The following is a 23,066-nucleotide window of genomic DNA, read 5'->3' as shown; positions in this document are numbered from 1 at the left end:
TCGCCCTTGCGTCCACAGCCGTCGCAGCTTGCACACGCCCGCGTGGCGCCAGCAAGCAACGTCGCAGTACGAGGCGCCTGAACCTTGCTGCTGCGCCTCAGGGGGCGTGGCCAGCTCGCATCAACCGCACCACCGCCAGATCGAGCGCCGACAGGAAGGCGGAGCGATCCCGCGCCGAAAATGGCTTCGGCCCGCCGGTGACCGCGCCGGCCTCGCGCAGATCCTGCATCAGATTGCGCATGGCGAGGGCCATGCCCATGGCGTTCTCGGTAAAGGCCTTGCCAGTTGGGCCGATCACCGTTGCGCCGGCGTCGACACAGCGGCTGGCCAGCGGCACATCGGCGGTGATGACGATGGCGCCAGGGCCTGCCCGTTCGGCGATCCAGTTGTCGGCGGCGTCGAAACCGTCGTCGACACGGACGAATTGCACCAGTCCATCGCGCGGCGTGTGGATGTAGCTGTTGGCGACGACGATGCAGCGCACGCCATAACGCGCGGCGACCCGGTAGACCTCGGCCTTGACCGGGCAGGCGTCGGCGTCGACAAATATGCGCAACGAACTGTCAGGGGCTGGAACATCCTGCATGCTGGGGCCGTCATCTCCGTTTGTGCCATTCTGCAACCGGAGCGCTGTGGCTTGCGGCGCAATGGCAGACGCCAGTTCATGACGGAAGCTGGAGGAAACGCAACCTTGTCGATCACCGCCCCTGCGGCTAGCCGCCCTCACCTGTTCTCACCGCTGCGCGCCGGCGTGCTTGACCTCGCGCACCGGGTGACCATGGCGCCGCTCACCCGCATGCGCGCCGGCCCGGGCGAGGCGGCGCTGCCAGTTAACGCCGTCTATTACGGCCAGCGCGCCAGCAAGGGCGGCCTGATCATCGCCGAAGCCTCGCAGGTGCATGTCACCGGCCGCGGCGCGCCCAATACGCCAGGGATCCATAGCGAGGCGCAGATCGCCGGCTGGAAGCTGGTCACCGAGGCGGTGCATGCCCGGGGCGGCCAGATTTTCCTGCAATTGTGGCATGTCGGCCGGGTGTCGCACACCTCGCACCAGCCCGATGGCGCCCTGCCCGTCGCGCCGTCAGCCGTCGCCGCTGACATCAATGTGCTGACGGCGGACCGCGCGCCCACGCCGATGCTGACGCCGCGCGCCCTGACCGACGCCGAGATTCATGAGCTGATCGGCGCCTATCGCCAGGCCGCCATCAACGCCATGCAGGCTGGCTTTGACGGTGTCGAGATCCATGGCGCCAATGGCTATCTGCTCGAACAGTTCCTGCAATCGCGCAGCAATCTGCGCACCGACCAATGGGGCGGCGGCATCGAAAACCGCGCCCGCCTGCTGCTGGAGGTGACCCGCCAGATCGTCGGGGCCATTGGCGCCGAGCGGGTCGGCATGCGGCTGTCGCCGTTTGGCGTCGCCAATGGCTCGGGCGAGGACGACCCGATGCCGCTGTACACCCATGTGGTGCAGCAACTGGCCCCCATGGGCCTTGCCTATCTGCACCTGATCGAGCCGCGCGCCAGCGGCGCGGGCCAGCGCGAGGTCAATCATGAGGGCGTGCCCTCGGCGGCGGAGCTGTTCCGGCCGCTGTGGCCCGGCGTGCTGATGTCGGCGGGCAATTACACTGGCGATGACGCCGAGCGCACAATCGCCGCCGGCCACGCCGACCTGATCGCCTTCGGCCGCTACTTCACCTCCAACCCGGATCTGCCCGAACGCCTGCGCCTCGACGCGCCGCTGACGCCCTACGACCGGCCGACGTTCTACAGCCCCGGCGAAAAAGGCTACACCGACTTCGCCCGCCTCGACGGCTCCCCGGCCTGAACGCGGGGGGCTGAAGGCCTGGCGCATGCTTGGCGCCGCGCTGCAAGAGATGGCGCGGCGCGCCGGTCTGGCGTGGGCCGCGCGCCGCATCCTGTACGGTGGGGGAGAAGTCCGGTGTGATCAGCGGGCCGGCGCCGGAGGTAAAGACGTGGATGCCCGTGACAAGCACGGGCATGACGGTGGGGGAGTTGTGGGGGGCGGGCGCAGATCGCCGTGCTGCTGGCGCTACGGCTCCCCGGCCTGAGCGCGGGAGCGGAACGCCTGGCGCAAGCTTTGCGCCGCGCTGCAAGAGATGCCGCGGCGCGCTGGCCTTTGCTTGCTCCGCGCGCCACAGCCTTCAAGGATGGGGGCGCAACGCGGCGCCATCAGCGCGCCGAAGCGTCGGGGCGTCGGGGCGTCGGAGCGTCGGAGGTGAAGACGTGGATGCCCGTGACAAGCACGGGCATGACGCGGAGAAATTGTGGAGTTCGCGGGGTAAGCCGACGCTGCTGCTGACGTTGATGACGCCACTGAGGCTCCTGACCTCACCGAGGCTGCTAACGCTAACGATGCCACCGAGGCTCATGACGTCACCGAGGTTGCTGACGCTGATGACGCCACCGAGGTCATGACGCCACCGAGGCTGATGCCGCTGCCTCGCTCCCTCGAAAGCCAATTGCTCTGCCGACGCACCTCATCGCCCCGCGTTGGCCACGCCCCCGCCGCCACCAACAGCCGTCATGCCCGTGCTTGTACGGGCATCCACGCGTTTGCGCCGCGCAAATCCGCTACCCCAGAAAAGCCAAAGCGAGCCCGCCAGGATGCGCCAGGGGCAGCGCCGTCGGACCTCACCGTTTCAGCCCCGCAAGGTCATTGACGCCCAGGCGCCCGTCGCCCTGGCACCCAGGCACCCGCCGCCCGTCACTCGCCGCTCGCCGCTCGCCGCTCGCCGACACGCCTGTCGCGGCATCGTCAACGCGACAACGGCAACAGGCTGCGTAGGGCCGGGAAGCGCAAATAGAGGCTGGCCCAGGTCATGACGCCGAGCAGCAGGCAGATCAGCTGTGGCGGCGAGCCGATCTCGCCCATACGAAAATGCGTGCTGATGGCGCCGCCGAGGAAAGCGGTGATCAATATCGCCCCCAGCACGGCGGTCTGGGGTATGGCGTAAAGTATGGCGCAGACCGCCATGATCACGCCGAGCCGCGGCGCCAGCGCCACGGCATATCCGGTGGCGTCCATCTCGGCCCGCAGCAGATCGACGGCCACGAATTGCACGGCGGCGTCGAGCGCCAGCGCCGCAACCACCAGCAACCCCAAAATCCGCCCCACCCAGACGGCGGCGAGTGAAAAACTGTCCTCAGTCGACATCGAAGCCCCCCGGCAGCCAAACCAACCCCGCGACGTTCACCACGCCGCGCCACAGCACAACTCCCAGCAGGCGCCGCCTGCCAGAAAGCCTGCCATCTTGCCCACCGCCCGCTGGACATGAGCCGGCGACGCCCCAAATATCCAGCGGATGTCCCAAAAAGTTTATCAAGTCATGTTTAAATGATTCTGGCGACCTGTACAGGGAACGGAGCGCGGCTTTACAGCATCCGTTCTGTAAAATTAAATCAAGGAATTCACTTCTGGAAGTAACCGCTCGGGAGAGACAGTGAGGGCATCGTCTATAGGCCAGTCGTCACGTCGTGAGGCCCTCGCGCGCCGCCAACAAAAAGCCGGCCCGACGACGCCGGACCGGCTGTTGCTATTTGCCCGCCTCCGACGCACGCCGGATGCAGTTGCTATGGCGCGTCTCAGCCGTCGATGGCTTCCACCGCGCGCTCCGCCATTTCGCGGGCCAGCGGCTCAAGCTTCGCGGCGTCGTCGCCAGCGGCGTTGCCGGAACGCACGCGGTCATTGATGCCCATGAAGATCACCGAGAAGCGGAACAGCGCGAAAGCGACATGGAACGGCTGCAACGCGGCGGTCGGCACGGCATGCTTGTAATAATGGGCGACAAATTCTTGCTCGGTCGGAATGCCGAGCGCCGCATGGTCAAGGCCGCGAATACCGCCATATTGTTCCGGCGTCGTCCGCCACGGAATGCAGGCGAAGGCCAGATCAGCCAGAGGATGGCCCAGCGTCGACAGCTCCCAGTCGAGAATGCCGATCACCCGTGGCTCGGTGGGGTGATACAGCATGTTGCCGAGGCGGAAGTCGCCATGGGCGATGGCGACGCGGCCATCGTCTTCCGGCATGTTCTCGGGCAGCCATTGCACCAGACGATCGAGCGCCGGCACGCGATCGCTGGGGCTCTCATTATAGGCGCGGGTCCAGCGCGAAATCTGGCGCTGGAAGTAATTGCCCGGCTTGCCGAAATCGCCGAGGCCAATCTTATCTGGCTGCACGGCGTGCAATTTGGCCATCGCTTCGGCGAGGCCGAGATAGACGGCGCGGCGCTCTTCTGGCGTGAGGCCCGGCAGGGCGCAATCGTGGAACACCCGGCCATCGAGCCGGTCCATCAGATAGAACGGCGTGCCGACCACATCGCTGCGGGTGTAGTGCAGAATGGCGCGCGGCGTCGGCACGTCGACCGGGTTCAGGGCCTCAAGGGCGCGGAATTCGCGGTCGATGGCATGGGCGCCTGGCAGCAGCTTGCCCGGGGGCTGCTTGCGCAGCACCATGCGGCGGGCGCCAAAATCGACGAAAAACGTGGGGTTTGACTGGCCGCCCGAGATTTTCGAGATGGCGAAATGCTCCGGCTGTTCGCCAAAGTACCCCTCCAGAAAGCTGCGCAGCGTCTTGCGACCTGCCTCGCCATCCAGCGCATCCGGCTCCCTGACCTGCTCGGCCATGTCTGATCTCCTGCGTTACGACCTTACGGAAGGTGATCGCATCCCCGAAACGGCGCGTCCCCACCATGGCGCGCGCCGACGCGCACGCCCTGATCCCGTCACGTAAACGCATTGATCCAAAAAGTGTACCTCCAATCCGCGCTGCGCCCGGCGATTGCAGCGGAAAATCCGTCGCAAATCGCCGGGCGCAGCTCAGAACGCCAGGGTCACAAGTTCACACGGAGCTATGGACCGTCAGTGCGCGCCCGTCAGCGCAGGATGGTGACCCGCTCGACATCAATGTCAGCGTCTCGGGTCATATGTGTGTCGACCTCACCTTCCAGCCGCAGCCGGGTATTTTCGGTGATCTTCTCCTTGGGGAATTCCTCGTCGTCGATCTCGACCTCGATCTGGCCGGAGGAATCGGCGAACAGATAGCGCTCATCCCCCAGCTTGCGGACAATCTTGCCCTCGAGGATCACCTTCTGGTCGTCCTTGGGCGTCGCCTTGATCGCCGCAATGGTGGTGGCGGCATATTTCGGCTGGCTCTTCGCCGGGGCATCAGATGGGCCAGCCCATTGCGCCACCGCTGGCGCCGCCACAAAAAGCGCGGTGGCCATGGCCGCAGCCGTGCCCAGCCTGCGCAAGGCGGCGCGACGCGCGCCAGTCTCGGATACAGAATGCTTGGTCATGGAACTACCTCCACCTGGGCAATGCATGGAGTGGATCGAGGTTCCGTTACGGCACGCATATGCCGATCACAGCCGCGTCAGGGCGCGGCGCGCTTGGGTTCGCCCGCCCCGCATCACGGCTCGTGGATTATTTTTCGTGACTCATGGCCGCCGCCGCCAGCCGGTGGGCCTCGTCCACACCGCGCGGCTGTGGCTGGGTCCGCGCGACGGCCTGCCGCCCGGCCATCTCCTTGCGCTCGCTGTAGCGGTCGGTGAGATAATCTGAACGGTCGCGGATCAGGAGCGTGAACTTCATCAATTCCTCCATCACATCGACGACGCGATCATACCAGGACGACGGCAGCATCCGCCCCGCCTCATCGAACTCCTGAAACGCCTTGGCCACTGAGGACTGGTTGGGAATGGTGATCATCCGCATCCAGCGGCCAAGCACGCGCATCTGGTTGACGGCGTTGAAGGATTGCGAGCCGCCGCACACCTGCATCACCGCCAGCGTCCGCCCCTGGGTCGGCCGCATGCCGCCTTCTGACAGCGGCAGCCAGTCGACCTGCGCCTTGAGCACCGAGGCCATGGCGCCATGGCGCTCCGGGCTGCACCACACCTGCCCCTCTGACCATTGCGACAGCGTGCGCAACTCCTGCACCTTGGGGTGATCGCTGTCGGCGCCGTCGGGCAGCGGCAGGCCGGTGGGGTCAAACACCCGGGTGTCGGCGCCGAAGCGCTGCAACAGCCGCTCGGCCTCCAGCGTCAGCAGGCGGCTGTAGGAGCGCTGGCGCAGCGAACCATAGAGCAAAAGGATGCGCGGCTTGTGGGGCGCCAGCTGGCCGGTTTCCAGCCGCTGCAGGTCGATCGGCGGCGCCAGCGCGGCGTCGAGGGCGGGAAGATCAGTCACCTTGCGGGTTCCTTTGCGCTTTGGCTGCGGGCGCGAGGCCGCGCTCGTACCAGGGCTTGCTGCGATTGACGAGCCAGACCACCGACAGCATCACCGGCACTTCGACCAGCACGCCGACCACTGTGGCCAGCGCCGCGCCGGACGTGAAGCCGAACAGGCTGATGGCGGCGGCGACCGCCAGCTCGAAGAAGTTCGAGGCGCCGATCAGCGCCGAGGGACCGGCGACGCAATGCTGCTCGCCCAGCAGCCGGTTGAGGCCATAGGCGAGGCCTGCGTTGAGGTAGGTCTGGATGAGGATCGGCACGGCCAGCAGGGCGATGACCAGCGGCTGCGCCAGAATCTGTTCGCCCTGAAAGCCGAACAAGAGCACCAGGGTGGTGAGCAGCGCCAGCAGCGACAGCGGGCCCAGCGCGGCGAGCAGCCGCGCCAGGGCGGGCTCCCCGCCCCGCGCCAGCACAAAGCGGCGCATAAGTTGGGCGATGATCACCGGAATGACGATATACAGCGCCACCGACAGCACCAGCGCGCCCCATGGCGTGGCGATGGCCGAGACGCCGAGCAGCAAGGCGACGATAGGCGCAAAGGCGATCACCATAATGGCGTCGTTGAGCGCCACCTGGCTGAGGGTGAAATGCGGCTCACCCCTGGTCAGGTTCGACCAAACGAACACCATGGCGGTGCATGGCGCGGCGGCGAGCAGGATGAGCCCGGCGATATAGGAGGCGATCTGCCCCTCAGGCAGCAGCGGCCGGAACAGATAGCCGATGAACAGCCAGCCCAGCACGGCCATCGAAAACGGCTTGACCGCCCAATTGATGAACAGCGTGACGCCGACGCCGCGCCAGTACTGGCCGACCTTGCCCAAAGCTGCGAGATCGATGCGCAGCAACATCGGGATGATCATCAGCCAGATCAGCACGGCCACCGGCAGATTGACGTGAGCCATCTGAAGGGCGGCGATGCCCTGGAACAGGGACGGCAGCAAATGCCCCAGGGTGACGCCAACGAGGATGCACAGCGCGACCCACAGGCTCAGATAGCGTTCAAAGCGCGACATGGCCTGCCTCAGATGCTCATGCGCCGGCGCAGCAGCGCGGCGCCCTGCGCCAGCGCCACAGGCTTTTCGGCGCGGATCGCCTCAGGCGCAGCCTCCGGGCTGATCACAGAAAAGCCCCTCGCCTCGAAGAATGGCCGCGCCGCGCTTGCATGCACATAAGCCTCGCGTGCCCCAAGATCGAAGGCGCGGCGCATCAGCAACAGCAGCATATTGCGCCCTGCCCGCTGGCCGCGCCGCTCCGGCAGCACCAGCAGCGGGCGCAGCAGCGCAGCCTCGCCATACAGCGCAAAGCCGGCGTAGCCGACCGGCGCGCCGTCGAGGGTCGTGTAGGCGAACAGCCGTCGCCCCGATGCTTGCTGCGCCGCTGGCTCACCGGCGGGCAAGTCCCACGCTTTCAGCTCATCGGCGGACAGGCCTGCGTCAGCAAGCACGGCGCGCAGCGCCCCCGTGGGCGCGATGGGCTGGTCGCGCAGAAAGGCTGCGCCATCTTCCTTCACCAGGCCCGGCGCCGTAAGCGGCGGCAAGAGGTCGAGCGCCAGTTCGGAAGGGCGACACAGATTGACGCCGCGCGGGCTGATGACGATGGGCCGGTTGATCAGCACCGGATGGGCGACCATGGCGTCAAGCAAGGCCTCGTCGCCGACCTCCGGGCGATCCAGCCCGAGGTCGGCGAACACGCGCTCCTTGTCGCGGACCACGGCCCGCACGCTGACGCCCATGGCGTCGATCCAGCCGCGCAACGCGTCGCGCGTCGGCGGCGTGTTGAGATAATCGACCACGTCGGGGGTAATCCCCGCCGCCGTGATCAGCCGCAGGGTGTTGCGGGACGTGCCGCAGGCTGGATTGTGAAGGATTGTCACGCGTTGTTCAGACATTGCCCTGGTCCTTGGGTGCGCAGCATGGGGCGAGCACGGCGAGCAGCGGCGTGCAGACATCGGGATGGCCGCCGCAGCAATCCGCGAGCAGATGGCCCAGCACGTTGCGGATCTGGTCGAGGCTGGCCCGATAGATGATCGAGCGGCTGCGCCGCTCGGAGCTGACCAGACCGGCGCGGGCCAGAATGGTGAGATGGCTCGACATGGTGTTGTGCGGCGCCGCCAGCCGCCGGGCGATCTCCCCGGCTGGCAAACCTTCCGGCTCATGCCGCACCAGCAATCGGAACACCTCCAGCCGGGTCGGCTGGGCCAGCGCCGACAGTGCGGTGATGATGTCTGTCTGTTCCATATGTCGAGACTTATGGACATTTGACGCGAAGGTCAAGCGGCCGCGTACCGTGGCGGCCGGCGAGGCACGGACACGTCGGCGTCTCAGGCCATGTCACCGCGTGGGTGCGGCCCAGGCCTATTCGCCCTCATCCGGAATCTTGAGCACCTGGCCGCAGGCCTTGCAGTGCACCGCGTCGGGATCATGCCGCTGCAGTCCGCATTGCGGACAGGGGAAATAGACCTTGTGCGGCCGGAAGATGGCCTGGGCTAGCCGCACAAAGAGCGATATGCCGACCAGCATCGTGACGATGGCGGTGAGCTTGCCGGCGACGCCAGGCAGCACGATGTCGCCAAAGCCCGTGGTGGTGACGGTGGCGACGGTGAAATACAGCGCATCGACATAGCCGACGATGCCTGCGTTATTGCGGAAGAAGAAGGTGTAGACGAAGCCCGTCACCACCAGCAGAAACGTCAGCAGATTAATGATGGCGTGGCTGGCGTCGCGCCATTCGCGCACGGTGCCGCGGGTAAAATGCCGCCACAGCGTGCCGCTGCGCGACAGCGACCACAGCCGCAGGATGCGTAAGAACCCAAGGTTACCGAGCGTTTCCGGGAATAGCAGGGTGACCAGGATGAACAGGTCGACCCATGTGGTGGGCTGGCGCAGCAATCGGAGCGCATCATTGGCGGCGAGCAGCCGCGCCCCCAGATCAGCGGCGACGATGGCCGCCACTGCGTAGTCGAGCCACAGGAACGACGGCGTATCGCGCAGCACAGGGGTGGCGATGAAAAAGCCGATGATCAGCAAATCAACGACGATGACGCCGATCTGGAAACGGAAAGCGGCGGGCGTTGTGCCGTAATACAGTTTGCGCAGCCTGTCACGCAGCCGCGCCAGGGGCGAGCTGGCTTCAGGCGTCGTCGGCTTGTTGCTGGCTACCATAAACCCACCCGGGACATCGTCCCATCGCAGCGGAGGCCCGACGCCAGAGGCGCAGAGGCTTGCCGCGCCGGCGCCGCTGACACGACAATCAGGCTGCGCGGTTCTTCACGGCGCCGATAATGGCGGTCAGGATCGCCCCGCCTGCGCCGCCGGTGATCAGATTGGTCAGCACGCCGCCAATGCTGAAATTGCCGCTGGCCAGCGACGCCTGCACGGCCGGCAGCACCAGCGGCACGAGCTGACCAAGCACGCCGCCGCCGACGAGGCCGGCGATGGCGTTAGCGATCACACCCATATCGATGGCTGGCGAGGTCTTGCCGACTCCAACGCCGCCGGCCGCGCCGGCGATCAGATTGATCAGAAGCTGTTCCATGACGCACGTCCCGTGTCGCGCGCAGGTTGCGTGGCCACACATGGCCACCTGCCGCAGCAGCAGGTTAGACCAAGCCCGGCGACGCGCATCAAACATCCCGGTGATCCCGCATCCTGATGCGGCGGGGCGAACGGTTCTCAGCCAGCTGGGGAACGCTTGGCTGGCTGGACGCATTGGGGAAACGCGGGGCGATCGCTGCGCAGCGATCGCCCCGCGGCAGCACGTTCAATAGCAGCGTGGACAAAAGACCAGCGCCGACAACAACTGCGCGAACAGGGGCGTCAGCGCGCCCAGACGCCAGCCTTTCTAGGGCCAGTCTTTCAGGGACAGAATTTCAGCAGACAGTTTTTTCTGCCGCCACGTCGCTCTTGCCAGTCATGCGGAGATCTATCGCCTGCAGGCCTGCGATACATGCCCCTGCCAGCGCGGCTGCGCCCAGCAGCACGGTCGTGGCGCGGATTGACCGGCCTGCGCCGCAGCGGGCGCCCGCCCAAGTAAAAACAAGGTTACTTGTCGATTTTTCAGCAACATGCACCATATCCGGGCAGCGCTACCGGAGAAAACACATGTACAGCCACATTCTGATCACCACTGACGGCTCCGAACTTGCTCGCAGAGGCATTGAACATGGGCTGGGGCTGGCGAAACCGCTGGGCGCCAAGGTCACGGTGCTGACAGTGCTGGCTCCGATCCGCTCACAAGTGGCGCAGGCGGCCCGCATGGGCGGTATCGAAGACCCGGTCGGGCACTATGACCACCAGATCGACGAGACGATGAAAGAGCGCTTCGCCGCCATCGATCACCTCGTGTCGTCCTATGGCGTGAAAGCCGAACTGGCCCACGAAATCGACAAATCCCCGGCCGAGGCGATCGTCCGCTTCGCCCGACATCACCATTGCGACCTGATCGTCATGTCCTCCCACGGCCGCCGCGGCGTGGAACGGGTGCTGCTCGGCAGCCAGACCGCCGAAGTGCTGGCCCACACCACCATTCCGGTGCTGGTGGTGCGCTAATATCGGCGCTCGATGGGCATGGCGCATCGGGTGCTGGACAAGCCCGTGCGGCGCCTGAGCCTTTCAGGATGCGGATGCCTCAGCATCTTCGCATTCTGGTAAAAAGGGCCAAACCCACCGCAAACAATTTGCTGCGCCGGCGATGACGCAGCGGGCGGCGAGCGAGCCAGGTCAGGGCGGGGCAATCTGAGGCTGGGCGATCAACTGTCGAGGCTTGGCCAGCCAACTGGCCAGCGCCGCCGCCCGGCCACGATCAAGCCCCGCCCCACGACGCCCTTGCCCAGACGCCAACGGAGCCCACACGTGCACCACATCCGCCGCAAGACGCGCGCCGGTCGCTGCCCGAACGTGAAAAATCGGATTGTGTAATGGGATTGGCTGGGGCGCCAGGACCCTCTCTTCACGGAGCAACCCCCCTCTGAAATCGTTGCTATTAAAGCATTTTTACACTTGTTTTGGGCTACCAGATTGGCCTACCACTGGGCTACCGGACCGCGTAGCACCAGCCTTCTGGACCCCTCATGGCTGCAGACAAGACCTACCTGAAGAAGCACGGCAACCAGTGGCGCGTTGTCGTCAAGGTTCCCGAACGCCTCCGTCAGATCATCGGCAAGGCCCATCTGATCCAGCCCCTTCACACTGACAACCTCACCATCGCCAACCGTGAGAAGCACCGGATTGTCGCTGACATGAAGGATATGCTCCAAAAGGCTGAACGGGAGATGCAACGGAAGGCCAGCAAGGCAGGCGATCCCCTCATGGACGAGGCGATGGACTGGCGGCAATCGTTCACGGCAGACGACCAGCACAACGACACCATTGACCTACTCATGTCCGAACGCGCCCGCGAGATTGAGGCACAGGAGGGCTTAGGCAGGGCCAAGGCGTTTGTTGACACAGCGAAAGGCCAAGCGACCCCTCTACTGACCATCGTTGATGACTGGCTTGCAGAACGCTCCATGAAGCCCCGGCAGATCATTGATTACCGCAGGGCCGTGGTGAAGTTGAACGCTTGGCTATCCAGCAACAGGCACCCAACCACACTGGAGGGCGTCACCCGCCGCATCGCAGGCAGCTACATCACCGCTGCCTTCGTTCAGGCCAATGTGAACGTCCGCACGACCAACAAGGACATTTCAGCCCTCTCCAGTTTCTGGAAATGGGCCGAGCGGAAGGGCATCGTTGAGGCCAATGTCTGGCAGGGGCAGTCCTTGCCCAAGGTTCAGACGCCCAAGAGCGAGGACAAGCGCCCATTCACCGATGACGAAATGCACAAGCTGTTCAGCGGAAACGCAAATCCGCTGATCCGGGATTTCATGTCCATTGCAGCCCTCTCCGGTATGCGCGTTGACGAGATAGCCAAGCTGCGTGTCCGGGACATTGTGAATGAGTGCTTTGACATTGTTACCGCGAAAACCACGGCAGGCGTCCGCATGGTCCCGATCCACTCAGGGCTGACCAGCATCGTTGAGCGCAGGACGGCCGGCAAGGCCCCTGACGACTGGCTCTTTCCTGAACTTCCGGAACCCAAGCCCGGATCGGCAGTGGAACGTTCGCAATATGTCGTGAAGGCTTTCGGAAGCTACCGGAAGCGCGTGGGCGTAAACGATGTCCCTCCCGGCAAGCGCCAGTCCCGCGTGGACTTTCACAGCTTCCGGCGCTGGTTCATCACCAAGGCCGAGCAAGCCCACCAGCCGCCCCACTTCATTCAGTCGCTTGTAGGCCACAAGCGCGAAGGGATGACGCTTGGGCGGTATTCAGCAGGGCCAGAAGTGGAACAGTTCAGGGCCGTGGTGGAGGCAGTGACTATGCCCGGTCAGGGAGTTGCCGCTTCGGCCTAACCCCACGCAATGAAATAACTGGCAGCCGCTTATCGCCCATTCATTTGCACGGGTATTTTTGATGCATAGTAAACAGAGTAGTGGACAGGATACCCATAAGCATTGCAGCATCTAAGCCCTTATCCATCACTGGATTTGCCTCACTCACGCTTGCAGATGAACTGCAAACATCGTTGACAATTTCTGAAATGGATACCGGTTTATTCCCGACACAAAAGCCAATTCTTCTTTTCGTTGCTTCGTCGATATGGGCAAGCCAAAACGTCGTTCCGGCTAAGACCCCATGCACATGTGCTGTTACAAGTCGCCTGTCCTTTGTGCATGACTGCACGAGTTCTCGTCCGGTTATTGATTGGCTTTGTGCAGCCGCAGGAAGAATCATTAACGCTAGGATTGCGCAAACCGCAGAGCGCATATGCCCCTCCCCCCCTTGTTTCAACTTGTCTTTAATTACCGGGCTATTCGATTGCAGCACAAGTCGGCCCGGGACGTTCTGGGCAAAAAATGTCTGACGCCTCCATATAGCGTAAGCGCCAGCGTTTCCCCCGTATGGGGTGGGCCAGCGCGATGCACACTCTCGGCCCCTCACTCCCATATCGAAGCACCACCGCCCCCACGCCGTTCCATATGGGCAGGCCCTAGTGGACCGTTCCAGCCAGCCACCGGAGCCGTTCCGATAGACTGGTCATGCCGATTTGGAACAGCGGTCAGCCGCATGTCTTAGACGTTGTGGAACGGCGCTCGCCCTGCGATTACAGGAGTTCGACGGACACTGTGTCCGCCATACACTCCATCCAAGCCACTGTGATACATACACCTATACCAATGCAACCAACCCCGGCCCTAACACAGGCCCCATCATTGGCGGCAAAGAGTGGGGGAAGGCCCCTAGAATGGCCACTTCCACCTTCCGGGTACGATCACACCAGCCGGACCATAGTTGGCGGTTTTAGGCCACCCCGCCCCACCTTCTAGGGCCATCCAATGCGGCGAAGCCGCTAGGCAGCAGGGGCAGCCCCTGCGACAATCCACAGCCCCACTATCGCCACCACCGTAGCCAAGCGATTGGACGGACTCAGGATTAAAGCGATGCTCCCGCTTCCGTGACATTTTCGATAACGAGATCAATAACTTAGCTTGACCATGCCAATCATTTTCGTAACCTGGCCCTGTTCAACCAGCGATACAGGAGCAAGTCATGAGCCTATTCATCACCACCCCGCTGTTCTCCATTCACGTCGCCCGCCAGCCTAGGGGGCAAAGCGTCGGTTGGGGCTTTGAGCGGCACAAGTCAGTTCATCATGGCGTGGGCGGATCGCTTGTCGCCCGCCTCGGCAGGCTGGAAGTCAGTACGTCGAAGGAACGGCTGAAGGAGTTCACCATCCAGTGGTGACGTTGGGTCAGGTGAAGTGGGACTATACCGAACGGATGCTTGGTATAGTCCACTATACCGTCAGCTACTGCATTGTAAATAAATGGCTTTTTTGACAGGGGATAAAACCCCCACCCTTACCGGTAGCCCCCATCATAGCTACCACTAAAGATACACTATAGTGTAACTCTAGCGTTCCATCTTCCGTATCATCTTTCTCCCTTCCTTATGTAGGTTACTAACGCTGAACCTACAGTGTCACTGAAGTGACCCCTGAAGGGGGGAAGACAAGAAAGAAGGAAGAGGAACGGACAGCTTCACGGAAGCCCTGTCACAGCTTTCTGAAGCTACCTCAGTCCCTTGTCTGGACTGCCTGTCATCAGGGTCACGGTCACACCTCTGTCATTGCTGAAGACTTCCCCGCCTCCCTTTCTCAGAGCGCTTGCGCTGATAGGGCCTCTCAAGGCTTGCCTGAAGTGTAGCCACTACACCTACGGCCAAGAGGCGGGGAGTTCACGCCAGCTTTGATTGTCCCTCTGTGTCTTATGCCCTGTTTGTTTTCCATTTTTCCTAGATCAAAACCACCGCAACCCTTTGGCAATGCAGAAGAAAATCCTCAGGCCACCTTACCTAATCACCGACAAGGACGGATCGTCCGTCTACCGCATCCCTCTGGCAGGCACTGAATTGCAGGCCCGGATGCACCCTGAAGACTGGCACAAGCTGATCGACAGCGGCATCACGCCCAACTGGTACTTGAACAAGGGCGGCGTCAGCTACAGCCGCAGGATCGGAAAGACCGTCCGCGTTGATCGTGTCGCCCGCGCCATGCTGGGCATCACAGATTCACAGTCCTTCGTCCGCTTCCACGACAAGAACCCGCTGAACCTGCGTCGGGAGAACCTGTACGTCTACACAGTGAAGACGCCAGCGGAACGGGATCGGGCAATGTCCCGCAAGACCTTCCACCGCATGAGCCGCTGACAATGTGCAACCTCGCAGGTGGCGCTTCCATTCTGTCCACTGGCTTGAGCATTGCTGGCTCAGTAATCAGCCACAATGAGCAGAAGGCCAACGCCTACAACCAGTGGCTCTACAACGTCCAGAAGGAAGCGCAGGACGAGAAGTACCGTGGTCAGGTCATTGAGTACCAGAACACGGTATATAAGCAGGAGATCGACTACGGCTTCGACGTTCTGGATTACCAGAAGGAAGAGTTCGACCGGCAGAAGAACCACCTCACCCGTTCCACTGAGATCATCGAAGAGAACCGCTTCGCTCAGTACGGGCAGATGCTCCTTCGTCAGGTTCAGGAAGGTATAGCCGCTACACTTGGGATGGACGACATTCGCCGTCAGTCCCGAAAGATGGCAGCAGGTGGCGCAGCAGCCGCAGCCGACAAGGGCATTGAAGGTATCACCGTTGACCAGATCATCGGGGACGTAGCACGGCAGGAGGGTGAAGCCCTCGCCGTCATGGGCCTGAACTATCAGATGACCATGCAGCAGCTTGATACCGAGATGCAGGGCATCAAGGCGTCCAACGATCAGCGTGTCTTCGACATGCCGATGGCTACCTATTCGCCGTCTGGCAGGATCAAAGCCCCCGCTCCCCCGGCTCCTAGCACCCCCGCTCAAATCCCACCGCAGCCAAGCAATAGCGCACTGGCAGTGAACATCGGCAGCAGCCTTGTTCAGGGCGTATCCAACTACGGCAAGTGGTCTGGGCAGTCCCTGAACAGCCTGAAGATCGTTTGATAGCCCACCTCACGCCCTCAGAACCGGACAGCAGCAATCAACGCGTCAGGGCTGGGGGCTCTCTTTTTCCATTCTCAGCATCCCCAAAGCGAAAGGGAACATGAGCACACCGCACACAATCGGCATCACCGTCCGGCCAGCCAAAGTCACGGCGCGGGGCCAGACCTTCGACGCCTTCCACGAAGGCAACCACATCACCACCAGCCGGACCCCGTTCTACGCCGCAGCACGGAAGCTGATCGAAGAGGGCCACGACGCTGACGCCCTTCTGGTCATGCGCCATGAGGGCAAGGACATGGATTGTCTGAAGCAGCGCCTTGGCGATGCGGCGAAGCTGACCGTCAGCGAGACGGCAAAACAGGGACCGCGAGTCACGGCCTATGCGCCATTCGTGACTTAAAAAATAGCCAGTTAAAAGAATTACTTAAATGTGAGTTGCGGAAAAAGAAACGCTTATCCGACAATGGTAGACGTGGGTAGATGGCGACTGCCGGACACGAACAACGCAGTTTCGACCTTCGACTTCAACCGCAACTCAATCCGCGTCGTGGAACTGGACGGGCAGCCTTGGTTCGTCGCCACGGACGTTTGCAAGGCGCTCGGCCTGACCAACACCACCAAGGCCGTTTACGTTCTCGATAGCGACGAGAAAACCCTTACCACTATTCAGGGTTTCCGAGGGCCAGCGATCAACCTTGTCTCCGAGCCGGGGCTTTACAAGCTGATCCAGTCCAGCCGGAAGCCGGAAGCCCGCGAGTTCGACCGCTGGGTCCGTCACGTTGTCCTTCCGACCATCCGCAAGGAAGGCGCTTACGTCGCTGGCGAAGAGAACATCGGCAAAGGCACTGAAGAGGACGACGAAGCGATCATCTTCCGCGCCATGAAGCTCATGGAAGCGAAGATCGAGAGGCTGAAGGCCGAGCGTGAGAAGGCACGGCTGGAGCGTGACCGCGCCATCGAAGACAAGGACGCCATGAAGGAGTCCGTGGGCACCTACCTCCACACCGTCCGTGACTACGTGAAGATGCTCGACCCTCGCATCAACCTTGGCATGGTCGCCCGGACGCTGGGTTGACCTCGGCTACTACCGCAGCCCCTCTGTCAATTGCTACCGCGTCCGTCGTGGGGCGAAGGCCGAGGGCAAGTTCGTCGAGAAGATCCACCCCGAGCGTGGGCAGACCCACCCGGTCAGCGGCGCTGGGCCTCCTCACTTGACGCGGTTGTGTGACCGCAAGTAGCCCTGTAGGGGAACTATGTTGGAGGGGGGAATGAAATTGCTCAGGGCCTTGCTTGGCGCGTATATCGCCATCGGCGTTCCACTAGGATACATCAACTTCGCCAGCTTTATCTGGCCACTAATGCGGATCAATTGGTCTGGCTGCTCATTTTCGGAGTGGTTATCTAACTCAATGAGCGTGGCATTCGCGGCCTTGATGAGTTCAATTCTGAAGGCGGTGACTTGGCTCCCGAGCCTATATCAATGGGTAGCCGTCAACGCTGGTTCAGAGACATTCTGGGAATGGCTGCTTCCGGGCATTACAGTGCCTGCGTTTTGCGTCGCCTAGTCAAACACGGCGCACGATCATCACCCTCCACGAAATCGACGGACAGCCGCTGGTGCTGGACGAAGACCTTGGCCGTGAGCTTGGGTATGAACGCCCCCGCAAAATCCGCGAGTTGATCGAAGCCAATTTGCTGGAACTTTCGGGGTACGGCCCCCTTGCGCCCCGCCGCAGGGCGCAACTCCGAGCCAACGGCGCGACCCATTACGTTGACGCCTACTACCTGAACGAAGAGCAGGCCCTGCTTCTCTGCATGTTCTCGGGCGCGGAGAAGGCCAAGGAAATCCGCAAGCAGATCATCGCGGTCTATCAGGCGTGGCGGAAAGGGAAGCTCCAGTTTTCCATGCCGGACTTCTCGAACCCCGCTGAAGCTGCTCGGGCATGGGCGCTTGAGTATGAGCAGAAGAAGGCGCTCGAAGCTGAAGCCGCAGCCCTGACCGAAGAGGTGGACACCAGCTCACAGACGCTGGCGAAGAACGCCGGCACGGTCCCGCGCTTCATGGCTACGCTGGATCACCGCATCAACCAGATGCAGGTGTCGAAGACGCATGAAGGATGAACGATTCGCTCTGGGCTACCGTGGCCTACCGGAATGGCCTACCGTTGGGCTACCAAGGGACACAAGCCCATCCGGCAACTCATTGAAATCGTTGAATTATAAGGGATAAAAATTCACTGGCTGGGGCGCCAGGATTCGAACCTGGGAATGGCGGTACCAAAAACCGCTGCCTTACCACTTGGCTACGCCCCAACTGCGGCGGAACATAAGCTGCGGGCGCAGGCCTGACAATCTGCATCTGTGGCCCGCGTGGCCTGCTGTGAATAACAGCGGCCGCCGCGAACAAAACCCAGGGCTACGGCTGCGCCCGCGCCGTTTTGCCCAGACAGGCGATTACATCTGGGCCGGCACGTTGAGACGGGTCATGGCGGCGTGCTGCACGGACTGGGGATGGGCAAGGCGGATTTGATCAATGCCCCAGGCGAGGCCAACCAGCACGGTCAGCGCGGCAAGGCCTGCCCGCGCCATTTTGGGGGCTGGCAACAGAAACGCCAGCATCGCCAGCACGCCGACGCTTGCGATCACAACCAGCACACTGCTTACAATCGACGCCGCCACACGCACACTCCACTTTCACCAGCACCGCCCGCCGTACGCATGGGCTCGCCGCAATTAAACCTGCGAGACAGCGACAAGTTCCACACCTGACCACAACATAGGCCAGAGTTTTTTCTTGCCGCCTCGCCGGAATTGTCAGGATGAAAAAGGTTAACGCTAGGTTAACACTGATTCGCCACCATTCCGGCCCGCTCACGTCATAACTGTGCCCGCAGTTCTTCATGCTGGTGGTGCGCCAGCGCACATGGTGGCCCTGCGAGGCAAATGGCTGCTCGCGAAACCGGCGTCGCCGGAGCTTCCGAAGGCGGTCAGACAGCCGTCGCCCGCCACCGCATTGGCCGGCCCCTCCCCCCACTCGCCCGCGCCAGATATCGGCGAGCTCGTCAGTATGAGGTCTGCTGTCTCGCAACCCGCCTGCGGCGCCAGCCCTCGTCGACGCCGCCCGCAACACGCACATGTCCAGCCTGGCATATTGGAGCGGCGCCCCCGGCGTCGGGAGGCTCGCGCACCGTGGGGCGACCGCGGGCATGAGCAGGGCCGAGAGCGATCTCGCTGCGCGATGCGTCGTATCTTACGAGGATCGCAGAGCACGATGAGAGCACGTCATGGCGCCGTTGCCCCGGCCCAGAAACATGCGGTCGCTGGAACAAATGCACGCAAACACCGAGCCGGGCTCAGCCGGCTGCCCCAGCCACTTGCCCCAGCCACTTGCCCCAGCCGTCTGCCCCGGCCGCTTGCCCCGCCTTAACCAGGCGCCGCCTCGCCCCCCTGCCCATGCGGCTCATGCCTCGTATGGTGCTACAGCGCGCGCCACGCCCCGCACTTGCAGCAGCAAAAACCGGCGCATCCGCCACATATCCCCAGGCCGCAGCGCCATTTCGGTGAAAAAATCCAACAGGTTCCGGCACGACGCCCGTGGCATCAACAGGGCGGCCGAAATTCAGCCGGGCGCCGCTTGCAGCCCGGAAATCTCCCGCGTATAAGGCACTCACGTTGGCGGCGACGCCAGCAAGTCGGAGTGTAGCGCAGTCTGGTAGCGCACCTCGTTCGGGACGAGGGGGTCGGAGGTTCGAATCCTCTCACTCCGACCATTTATTTCAAGGGGTTAGCCAGAGCCCCAAAATGGTACGGCAATAGATACGGCAATGGAACGTGTAATGTTGCGGCCTTTCTGCCCTTGGCCTTGGTGAACGCAGCCGCCACGCCCGATTGATAATCAGGGTGATGATGCGCATAAGTCTTCTCAAGTGTCTCGCGGGTCATGCCCAGGTAGCCTGACGCTTCCCACATGTCCGCTCCGCCTTGCATGAGCCATGTCGCGGCAGTGTGTCGCAGAGTGTGGCGAACAATCCCTGCACCGCCCTCCCCCAGCACATCATCAGCGAGTCGCCGGAACGCTTTCTTCGGGTCCGCAGGCTTCCCGTTGTATTCCACCACGTAGCGTGCGCCGTTCTTGCGCCAGCGCTTCAGGTGTCCCAGCAGGCCAGGGGGTAAGCGAATCGGCGGAGCCTGCTTGTTGGCTGCAACTTTCTCCCCTTCAGCAGCGCGATAGAACACGCCAGCATCCAGATCGATCCAGGGCAGCCCTGGCTCCTTCACAAACGACGCCTGCCACGCACGCGCCGAGCGCGAGCCTGTGTACAGCGCCATCAGCAGGAATCGCGCCACGTGCCGCATGGGCCGCTTGGCCGTCACCCTGCCCCGCTGCACCTCTTTCCGGCGGTATGCCTCCCACACTAGCCGCGCCACCTGGCTGCGGTCCAGATGCTGCGTCCTGCCCTTCGGCTTGGGCGGCAGCGTGACCTTCACAGCCTCGCGGCAGACGTTATCAGCAATCGCCATATTGATGGCGGCTCGCAGATCCTCTAGCTCCCGGCGCGCGGCGTTCGGGGTGCTGCGGCTATCGGTGTAGGCCTTGCATGTGTTGCGGGATACATCGTCCAGCGAACGCTCGCCCCACCAGTCCAGCAACGCAGCAATCCGCGCTGCCAATTCTTTGGGGCGACGCGCGGACTCCTTCTTATTGGAAAGGTAGTGAACCAGCACTTCCGCAATGGGAACGTCTGCCGCCGCGCGGTGCCTATCCTGACGCTCGACCAGGTATTTGCGCGCTTTGTAGGCGTCTAGCGCTCGGTCAGCTCCGACAGCATCGTCCGCAGCGCAGTGCGTGCTAACCTGGCGCGATCCGTCGAGGATGATCCAGACAGCGGCGCGGTCGTTTGCGGCTGGGCGGAGCCACAGGCGGGGTTGTTTGCGGCGCGGCGGCATGCGGACAACATCTCCTCTATCGAAGCCAGGGTGGTGAACTCCTTTCCGGCCACCAGCCATGTCGTAAGCCTGCCGCGGTCACGCTCCTTACGCAAACCGGGCAAGGTCATCCCGCCAGCCGGGAAGCCCAGCCGCAAGGCGTCAGCGAGCCGCAAGGGCGTGTCAGGCCCGATGTTGTCATTGGCCGCGCCATGGGGCGGGGCAGCTTGTGCTGTCATCGCATCTCTCTTGGACACAGGTTCCCGGTCGCCGGAACGGTTGAACCGGCGTCAAACTTCAATCGCCGTAGGCGGCGTTACTCGTCAGGAAGCCTAAAAAGGCGTGGCCCTATTCGGGCGCGTGGCTGCGATGGGTTGCGATGCGATGCCACTGAATCGCTTTAATCACAGCAGCCTCAAAAAAGTCAATACCAGGGGCGCATTTTTTCTTGACAACGTACCCTGGCTATGAATTGGCGCCCCCGCCCGGGCTCGAACCGGGACCCTGCGGTTTAGAAGACCGCTGCACGTCCGTCGTGCTACGGGGGCACAGTGCGGCTGACGTGTGTGGTGCCACGCCAGCCGCGCCCGTCCTCGGGATTTCCGCCGTTTCGGGCCGGCGGATCCGCAGCGTGTGGTGCCGCAGCGAATTTCAGTGTGAACGCGCAGCGGTGCGGTGCCCAACCCGCTACCATTCACTCCGGCCTTCCGGCCGGGTTATTCCTAGGTGCTCCGGGGGGTATAGGGCAGCTGGCGGACGGCGCTACGCCGCTCTTAATCTCTGCCCCGCCCTCGCCAGCACGCGACCGATAATGGTCACTCCGGGACGCTCTGATGACGCGCCAGGCGTCGAGGTTCGGCGCCATGCACCCCAGCCACGCCGCTCAGCCATTGGCAGGTTCATGTCAACCGGGATGTAGTCCACGTGGTCAAAACTCATCGTGCCGTCATGATTCAGAACAACTGCCTCGGTGCCGGGATGCAGAGCATAGTCTGCGACGTCGACCAGAACCGGCTCGCCCTGAACGAACATGAGGCTGGGTGCCGCGCCCGCTGCCATGCCATCCGCAAGGCCTGCCAGCCATTCAAGCGCAGCTGCACCCTGCTCTGGCGCCGCAACGGGCGCGGCTCTTAATCTCTGTGCTTGGTGGAGCACGACGGCGGTGGCGGCGTGGGACGTCTGAGTCTCCTTGCTCTTCAAATCATCTAACGTTATTCAGAATGTCAGATGTCATGCGTGCCGTCAAGCAAATTGAACAAGGTTATTCATTTTGTCCATTACACCTGAGCAATGCCGGGCTGCACGAGCCATTTTGAATTGGTCGCAGGGAGCGCTATCGGAGGCCGCTGGCGTAGCACGTGCGACCATCGCTGAATTTGAAGGCGGACGGCGCGCCCCAATCGCCAACAACCTCCTAGCCATCCGCATCGCCCTAGAAGCCGCCGGCGTCATCTTCCTCGACGCTGGCGCGACCGTGGATGGCGGGCCTGGTGTGAGGCTGCGCGGGTGACACAGCCGCGCCAGGCATTCTTGTCCGCGCGCACGCAAGAAACCCCGCCTTTCAGCGGGGCCTCTCTGCGAGGGCTACTTGTGCCCTCCATCGTCATCCCAACGGGCGAGTGCGCTCAGATGGCCTTTTTTGGCTCTGGCTTCCGCTCAGGCGCAGGCGTAACCAAAGGCCGCTGCTCTTCGGGAATGTCATCCCGATTTTGGCCAGCCTTTTGACTGCCATTGTGATCTTTTGGCGGAACCGACTGCCGGTCACTTTGCTGGTCAGATTGCTGCCGGGAGTCTGGAGAATTTTGATTTGCGTGTGCCATGTTTCCCTCCTGGGAACTGGCTACCGGGCCGCAGCAAAAGGATAGGGCTGCACGGCCAGAGTGGCGATTTTCTGCCACCTGTCTGTTATAGGTACCGAATGCGGTTTATCGGTGTCCGCCCTCTACGGCACATAAACTTTAAAATAATGACAATAATTTAGGGTAGCCTTGGCGTTTATGATACACTGTTCCTGCGGCCCTGTTTTATGCGGGAGGAACGTGTGATGGCACTACATTGGTCCAGGCAGATTCGGACGCGCGCGGGCAGAGGGCCGGTCGACATTCTTTGGGCAACTGACTTCCCGCACATCTATGAGATTTACAGCCCCGTCGGCTCTACGTCGGTTCTATATATCGATGGCCAGGAAATCAGTGCTGGCAAGGACACTGGGCGACTCGTGGCGGCAGCCCAACTACACCAGGATGATTTCCACCGGGCCGTTGAGCGAAAGTGGTTCTCGTACGGCGAAGCTGCAAAGCGTCACCACTGATCATAGAGCCGCCCACGCCCTAACCCCTTGCGCCACAACGGTGCAAAATTGCGTCGGG

Annotated in this window: 24 protein-coding genes and 3 tRNA genes; 12 read left to right on the top strand and 15 right to left on the bottom strand. The window is 62.7% G+C overall.

Translation table 11 applies throughout. The features are described 5' to 3' along the window. Positions 1–97 precede the first annotated feature (97 nt). Entirely contained in the window at positions 98–586 is a 489-nt protein-coding gene (locus AC6A67_RS06620) for a YaiI/YqxD family protein (protein WP_498035762.1), read from the bottom strand. A gap of 105 nt (positions 587–691) precedes the next feature. Here AC6A67_RS06620 and AC6A67_RS06615 point away from each other — a divergent pair, with 105 nt between their 5' ends. Continuing rightward, positions 692–1,828 carry an alkene reductase gene (locus AC6A67_RS06615; protein WP_498035761.1) on the top strand — a complete coding sequence of 379 codons (1,137 nt, stop codon included), beginning with the start codon at positions 692–694 and terminating at the stop codon, positions 1,826–1,828. A 951-nt stretch (positions 1,829–2,779) separates the two neighbouring features. Here the strand turns inward: AC6A67_RS06615 and AC6A67_RS06610 are convergent. The 9 genes from AC6A67_RS06610 to AC6A67_RS06570 all read right to left on the bottom strand — a co-directional run bounded on the left by AC6A67_RS06610 (position 2,780) and on the right by AC6A67_RS06570 (position 9,788). After that, positions 2,780–3,178, bottom strand: a complete 399-nt coding sequence (locus AC6A67_RS06610) for a DoxX family protein (RefSeq protein ID WP_498035760.1) — start codon at positions 3,176–3,178, stop codon at positions 2,780–2,782. 428 nt (positions 3,179–3,606) lie between these two features. Then, on the bottom strand, positions 3,607–4,647 hold the full coding sequence (locus AC6A67_RS06605; protein ID WP_498035759.1) for a phosphotransferase family protein: 1,041 nt from the start codon (positions 4,645–4,647) through the stop codon (positions 3,607–3,609). A gap of 248 nt (positions 4,648–4,895) precedes the next feature. Beyond that, entirely contained in the window at positions 4,896–5,318 is a 423-nt protein-coding gene (locus AC6A67_RS06600; protein ID WP_498035758.1) for a YgiW/YdeI family stress tolerance OB fold protein, read from the bottom strand. Between the two features lie 127 nt (positions 5,319–5,445). Further along, positions 5,446–6,180 (bottom strand): arsenical resistance protein ArsH, encoded by a 735-nt coding sequence (gene arsH, locus AC6A67_RS06595; protein WP_498035793.1) that lies wholly within the window; start codon positions 6,178–6,180, stop codon positions 5,446–5,448. A gap of 22 nt (positions 6,181–6,202) precedes the next feature. Next, positions 6,203–7,267, bottom strand: a complete 1,065-nt coding sequence (gene arsB / locus AC6A67_RS06590; protein ID WP_498035757.1) for an ACR3 family arsenite efflux transporter — start codon at positions 7,265–7,267, stop codon at positions 6,203–6,205. Positions 7,268–7,275: 8 nt separating this feature from the next. Next, entirely contained in the window at positions 7,276–8,142 is an 867-nt protein-coding gene (gene arsC, locus AC6A67_RS06585; protein WP_498035756.1) for an arsenate reductase (glutaredoxin), read from the bottom strand. After that, positions 8,135–8,491, bottom strand: coding sequence for an ArsR/SmtB family transcription factor (locus tag AC6A67_RS06580; RefSeq protein ID WP_498035755.1), 357 nt, complete (start codon positions 8,489–8,491; stop codon positions 8,135–8,137). Before AC6A67_RS06580 ends, arsC begins: the two co-directional genes overlap by 8 nt. Before the next feature lie 117 nt (positions 8,492–8,608). Beyond that, complete coding sequence (locus AC6A67_RS06575) at positions 8,609–9,415, bottom strand: ion channel (protein ID WP_498035754.1); 807 nt, start codon at positions 9,413–9,415, stop codon at positions 8,609–8,611. A gap of 88 nt (positions 9,416–9,503) precedes the next feature. Beyond that, entirely contained in the window at positions 9,504–9,788 is a 285-nt protein-coding gene (locus AC6A67_RS06570) for a hypothetical protein (protein WP_498035753.1), read from the bottom strand. 566 nt (positions 9,789–10,354) lie between these two features. Here AC6A67_RS06570 and AC6A67_RS06565 point away from each other — a divergent pair. Then, positions 10,355–10,801: a universal stress protein gene (locus AC6A67_RS06565; RefSeq protein ID WP_498035752.1), complete on the top strand. Its 447-nt coding sequence runs from the start codon at positions 10,355–10,357 to the stop codon at positions 10,799–10,801. A gap of 521 nt (positions 10,802–11,322) precedes the next feature. Continuing rightward, entirely contained in the window at positions 11,323–12,642 is a 1,320-nt protein-coding gene (locus AC6A67_RS06560) for a tyrosine-type recombinase/integrase (RefSeq protein ID WP_498035751.1), read from the top strand. 40 nt (positions 12,643–12,682) lie between these two features. Here AC6A67_RS06560 and AC6A67_RS06555 read toward each other — a convergent pair whose 3' ends face one another. Continuing rightward, entirely contained in the window at positions 12,683–13,057 is a 375-nt protein-coding gene (locus AC6A67_RS06555; protein WP_498035750.1) for a hypothetical protein, read from the bottom strand. A gap of 783 nt (positions 13,058–13,840) precedes the next feature. Between AC6A67_RS06555 and AC6A67_RS06550 the strand changes: the two genes are divergently transcribed. The 7 genes from AC6A67_RS06550 to AC6A67_RS06520 all read left to right on the top strand — a co-directional run bounded on the left by AC6A67_RS06550 (position 13,841) and on the right by AC6A67_RS06520 (position 17,892). Next, the gene (locus AC6A67_RS06550; protein WP_498035749.1) at positions 13,841–14,035 is read left to right on the top strand and encodes a hypothetical protein; all 195 of its coding nucleotides are present in this window, start codon (positions 13,841–13,843) and stop codon (positions 14,033–14,035) included. A 579-nt stretch (positions 14,036–14,614) separates the two neighbouring features. Next, positions 14,615–14,998: a hypothetical protein gene (locus AC6A67_RS06545; protein WP_498035748.1), complete on the top strand. Its 384-nt coding sequence runs from the start codon at positions 14,615–14,617 to the stop codon at positions 14,996–14,998. Between the two features lie 2 nt (positions 14,999–15,000). Further along, positions 15,001–15,771 carry a virion core protein, T7 gp14 family gene (locus AC6A67_RS06540; RefSeq protein WP_498035747.1) on the top strand — a complete coding sequence of 257 codons (771 nt, stop codon included), beginning with the start codon at positions 15,001–15,003 and terminating at the stop codon, positions 15,769–15,771. A gap of 100 nt (positions 15,772–15,871) precedes the next feature. Further along, a complete protein-coding gene (locus AC6A67_RS06535; protein ID WP_498035746.1) occupies positions 15,872–16,171 on the top strand; it encodes a hypothetical protein in 300 nt (99 codons plus the stop codon). Between the two features lie 63 nt (positions 16,172–16,234). After that, positions 16,235–16,846, top strand: a complete 612-nt coding sequence (locus AC6A67_RS06530) for a BRO-N domain-containing protein (protein WP_498035745.1) — start codon at positions 16,235–16,237, stop codon at positions 16,844–16,846. 193 nt (positions 16,847–17,039) lie between these two features. Continuing rightward, on the top strand, positions 17,040–17,336 hold the full coding sequence (locus AC6A67_RS06525; protein WP_498035744.1) for a hypothetical protein: 297 nt from the start codon (positions 17,040–17,042) through the stop codon (positions 17,334–17,336). A 52-nt stretch (positions 17,337–17,388) separates the two neighbouring features. Then, positions 17,389–17,892 carry a hypothetical protein gene (locus tag AC6A67_RS06520; RefSeq protein ID WP_498035743.1) on the top strand — a complete coding sequence of 168 codons (504 nt, stop codon included), beginning with the start codon at positions 17,389–17,391 and terminating at the stop codon, positions 17,890–17,892. Positions 17,893–18,009: 117 nt separating this feature from the next. Here the strand turns inward: AC6A67_RS06520 and AC6A67_RS06515 are convergent. Both AC6A67_RS06515 and AC6A67_RS06510 read right to left on the bottom strand, forming a co-directional pair. Further along, positions 18,010–18,084: transfer RNA gene (locus AC6A67_RS06515), tRNA-Gln, on the bottom strand. A gap of 141 nt (positions 18,085–18,225) precedes the next feature. Continuing rightward, positions 18,226–18,450, bottom strand: a complete 225-nt coding sequence (locus AC6A67_RS06510) for a hypothetical protein (RefSeq protein WP_498035742.1) — start codon at positions 18,448–18,450, stop codon at positions 18,226–18,228. A 1,014-nt stretch (positions 18,451–19,464) separates the two neighbouring features. Between AC6A67_RS06510 and AC6A67_RS06505 the strand changes: the two genes are divergently transcribed. Beyond that, positions 19,465–19,541, top strand: a tRNA-Pro gene (locus tag AC6A67_RS06505). Between the two features lies 1 nt (position 19,542). Here the strand turns inward: AC6A67_RS06505 and AC6A67_RS06500 are convergent. Both AC6A67_RS06500 and AC6A67_RS06495 read right to left on the bottom strand, forming a co-directional pair. Continuing rightward, positions 19,543–20,718 (bottom strand): site-specific integrase, encoded by a 1,176-nt coding sequence (locus tag AC6A67_RS06500; protein ID WP_498035741.1) that lies wholly within the window; start codon positions 20,716–20,718, stop codon positions 19,543–19,545. Between the two features lie 452 nt (positions 20,719–21,170). Then, positions 21,171–21,245 (bottom strand) — tRNA-Arg (locus AC6A67_RS06495). Between the two features lie 722 nt (positions 21,246–21,967). Here AC6A67_RS06495 and AC6A67_RS06490 point away from each other — a divergent pair. Continuing rightward, a complete protein-coding gene (locus tag AC6A67_RS06490; protein ID WP_498035740.1) occupies positions 21,968–22,207 on the top strand; it encodes a helix-turn-helix transcriptional regulator in 240 nt (79 codons plus the stop codon). Positions 22,208–23,066: the final 859 nt, after the last annotated feature.

The organism is Camelimonas sp. FR25 (assembly GCF_059740505.1).
The sequence above is the reverse complement of the archived record's forward strand: the minus strand, read 5'-3'. Positions and strand labels throughout refer to the sequence as shown.

Bases quoted from the DNA above. Each gene is read 5' to 3' on its own strand.
- AC6A67_RS06580 (WP_498035755.1), bottom strand. From the start codon at position 8,491: ATGGAACAGACAGACATCATCACCGCACTGTCGGCGCTGGCCCAGCCG.
- AC6A67_RS06575 (WP_498035754.1), bottom strand. From the start codon at position 9,415: ATGGTAGCCAGCAACAAGCCGACGACGCCTGAAGCCAGCTCGCCCCTG.
- AC6A67_RS06605 (WP_498035759.1), bottom strand. From the start codon at position 4,647: ATGGCCGAGCAGGTCAGGGAGCCGGATGCGCTGGATGGCGAGGCAGGT.
- AC6A67_RS06545 (WP_498035748.1), top strand. From the start codon at position 14,615: ATGCAGAAGAAAATCCTCAGGCCACCTTACCTAATCACCGACAAGGAC.
- AC6A67_RS06540 (WP_498035747.1), top strand. From the start codon at position 15,001: ATGTGCAACCTCGCAGGTGGCGCTTCCATTCTGTCCACTGGCTTGAGC.
- AC6A67_RS06525 (WP_498035744.1), top strand. From the start codon at position 17,040: ATGAAATTGCTCAGGGCCTTGCTTGGCGCGTATATCGCCATCGGCGTT.
- AC6A67_RS06560 (WP_498035751.1), top strand. From the start codon at position 11,323: ATGGCTGCAGACAAGACCTACCTGAAGAAGCACGGCAACCAGTGGCGC.
- AC6A67_RS06550 (WP_498035749.1), top strand. From the start codon at position 13,841: ATGAGCCTATTCATCACCACCCCGCTGTTCTCCATTCACGTCGCCCGC.
- AC6A67_RS06530 (WP_498035745.1), top strand. From the start codon at position 16,235: ATGGTAGACGTGGGTAGATGGCGACTGCCGGACACGAACAACGCAGTT.
- AC6A67_RS06610 (WP_498035760.1), bottom strand. From the start codon at position 3,178: ATGTCGACTGAGGACAGTTTTTCACTCGCCGCCGTCTGGGTGGGGCGG.
- AC6A67_RS06555 (WP_498035750.1), bottom strand. From the start codon at position 13,057: ATGCGCTCTGCGGTTTGCGCAATCCTAGCGTTAATGATTCTTCCTGCG.
- AC6A67_RS06565 (WP_498035752.1), top strand. From the start codon at position 10,355: ATGTACAGCCACATTCTGATCACCACTGACGGCTCCGAACTTGCTCGC.
- AC6A67_RS06620 (WP_498035762.1), bottom strand. From the start codon at position 586: ATGCAGGATGTTCCAGCCCCTGACAGTTCGTTGCGCATATTTGTCGAC.
- AC6A67_RS06570 (WP_498035753.1), bottom strand. From the start codon at position 9,788: ATGGAACAGCTTCTGATCAATCTGATCGCCGGCGCGGCCGGCGGCGTT.
- arsB (WP_498035757.1), bottom strand. From the start codon at position 7,267: ATGTCGCGCTTTGAACGCTATCTGAGCCTGTGGGTCGCGCTGTGCATC.
- AC6A67_RS06500 (WP_498035741.1), bottom strand. From the start codon at position 20,718: ATGCCGCCGCGCCGCAAACAACCCCGCCTGTGGCTCCGCCCAGCCGCA.
- arsC (WP_498035756.1), bottom strand. From the start codon at position 8,142: ATGTCTGAACAACGCGTGACAATCCTTCACAATCCAGCCTGCGGCACG.
- AC6A67_RS06535 (WP_498035746.1), top strand. From the start codon at position 15,872: ATGAGCACACCGCACACAATCGGCATCACCGTCCGGCCAGCCAAAGTC.
- AC6A67_RS06600 (WP_498035758.1), bottom strand. From the start codon at position 5,318: ATGACCAAGCATTCTGTATCCGAGACTGGCGCGCGTCGCGCCGCCTTG.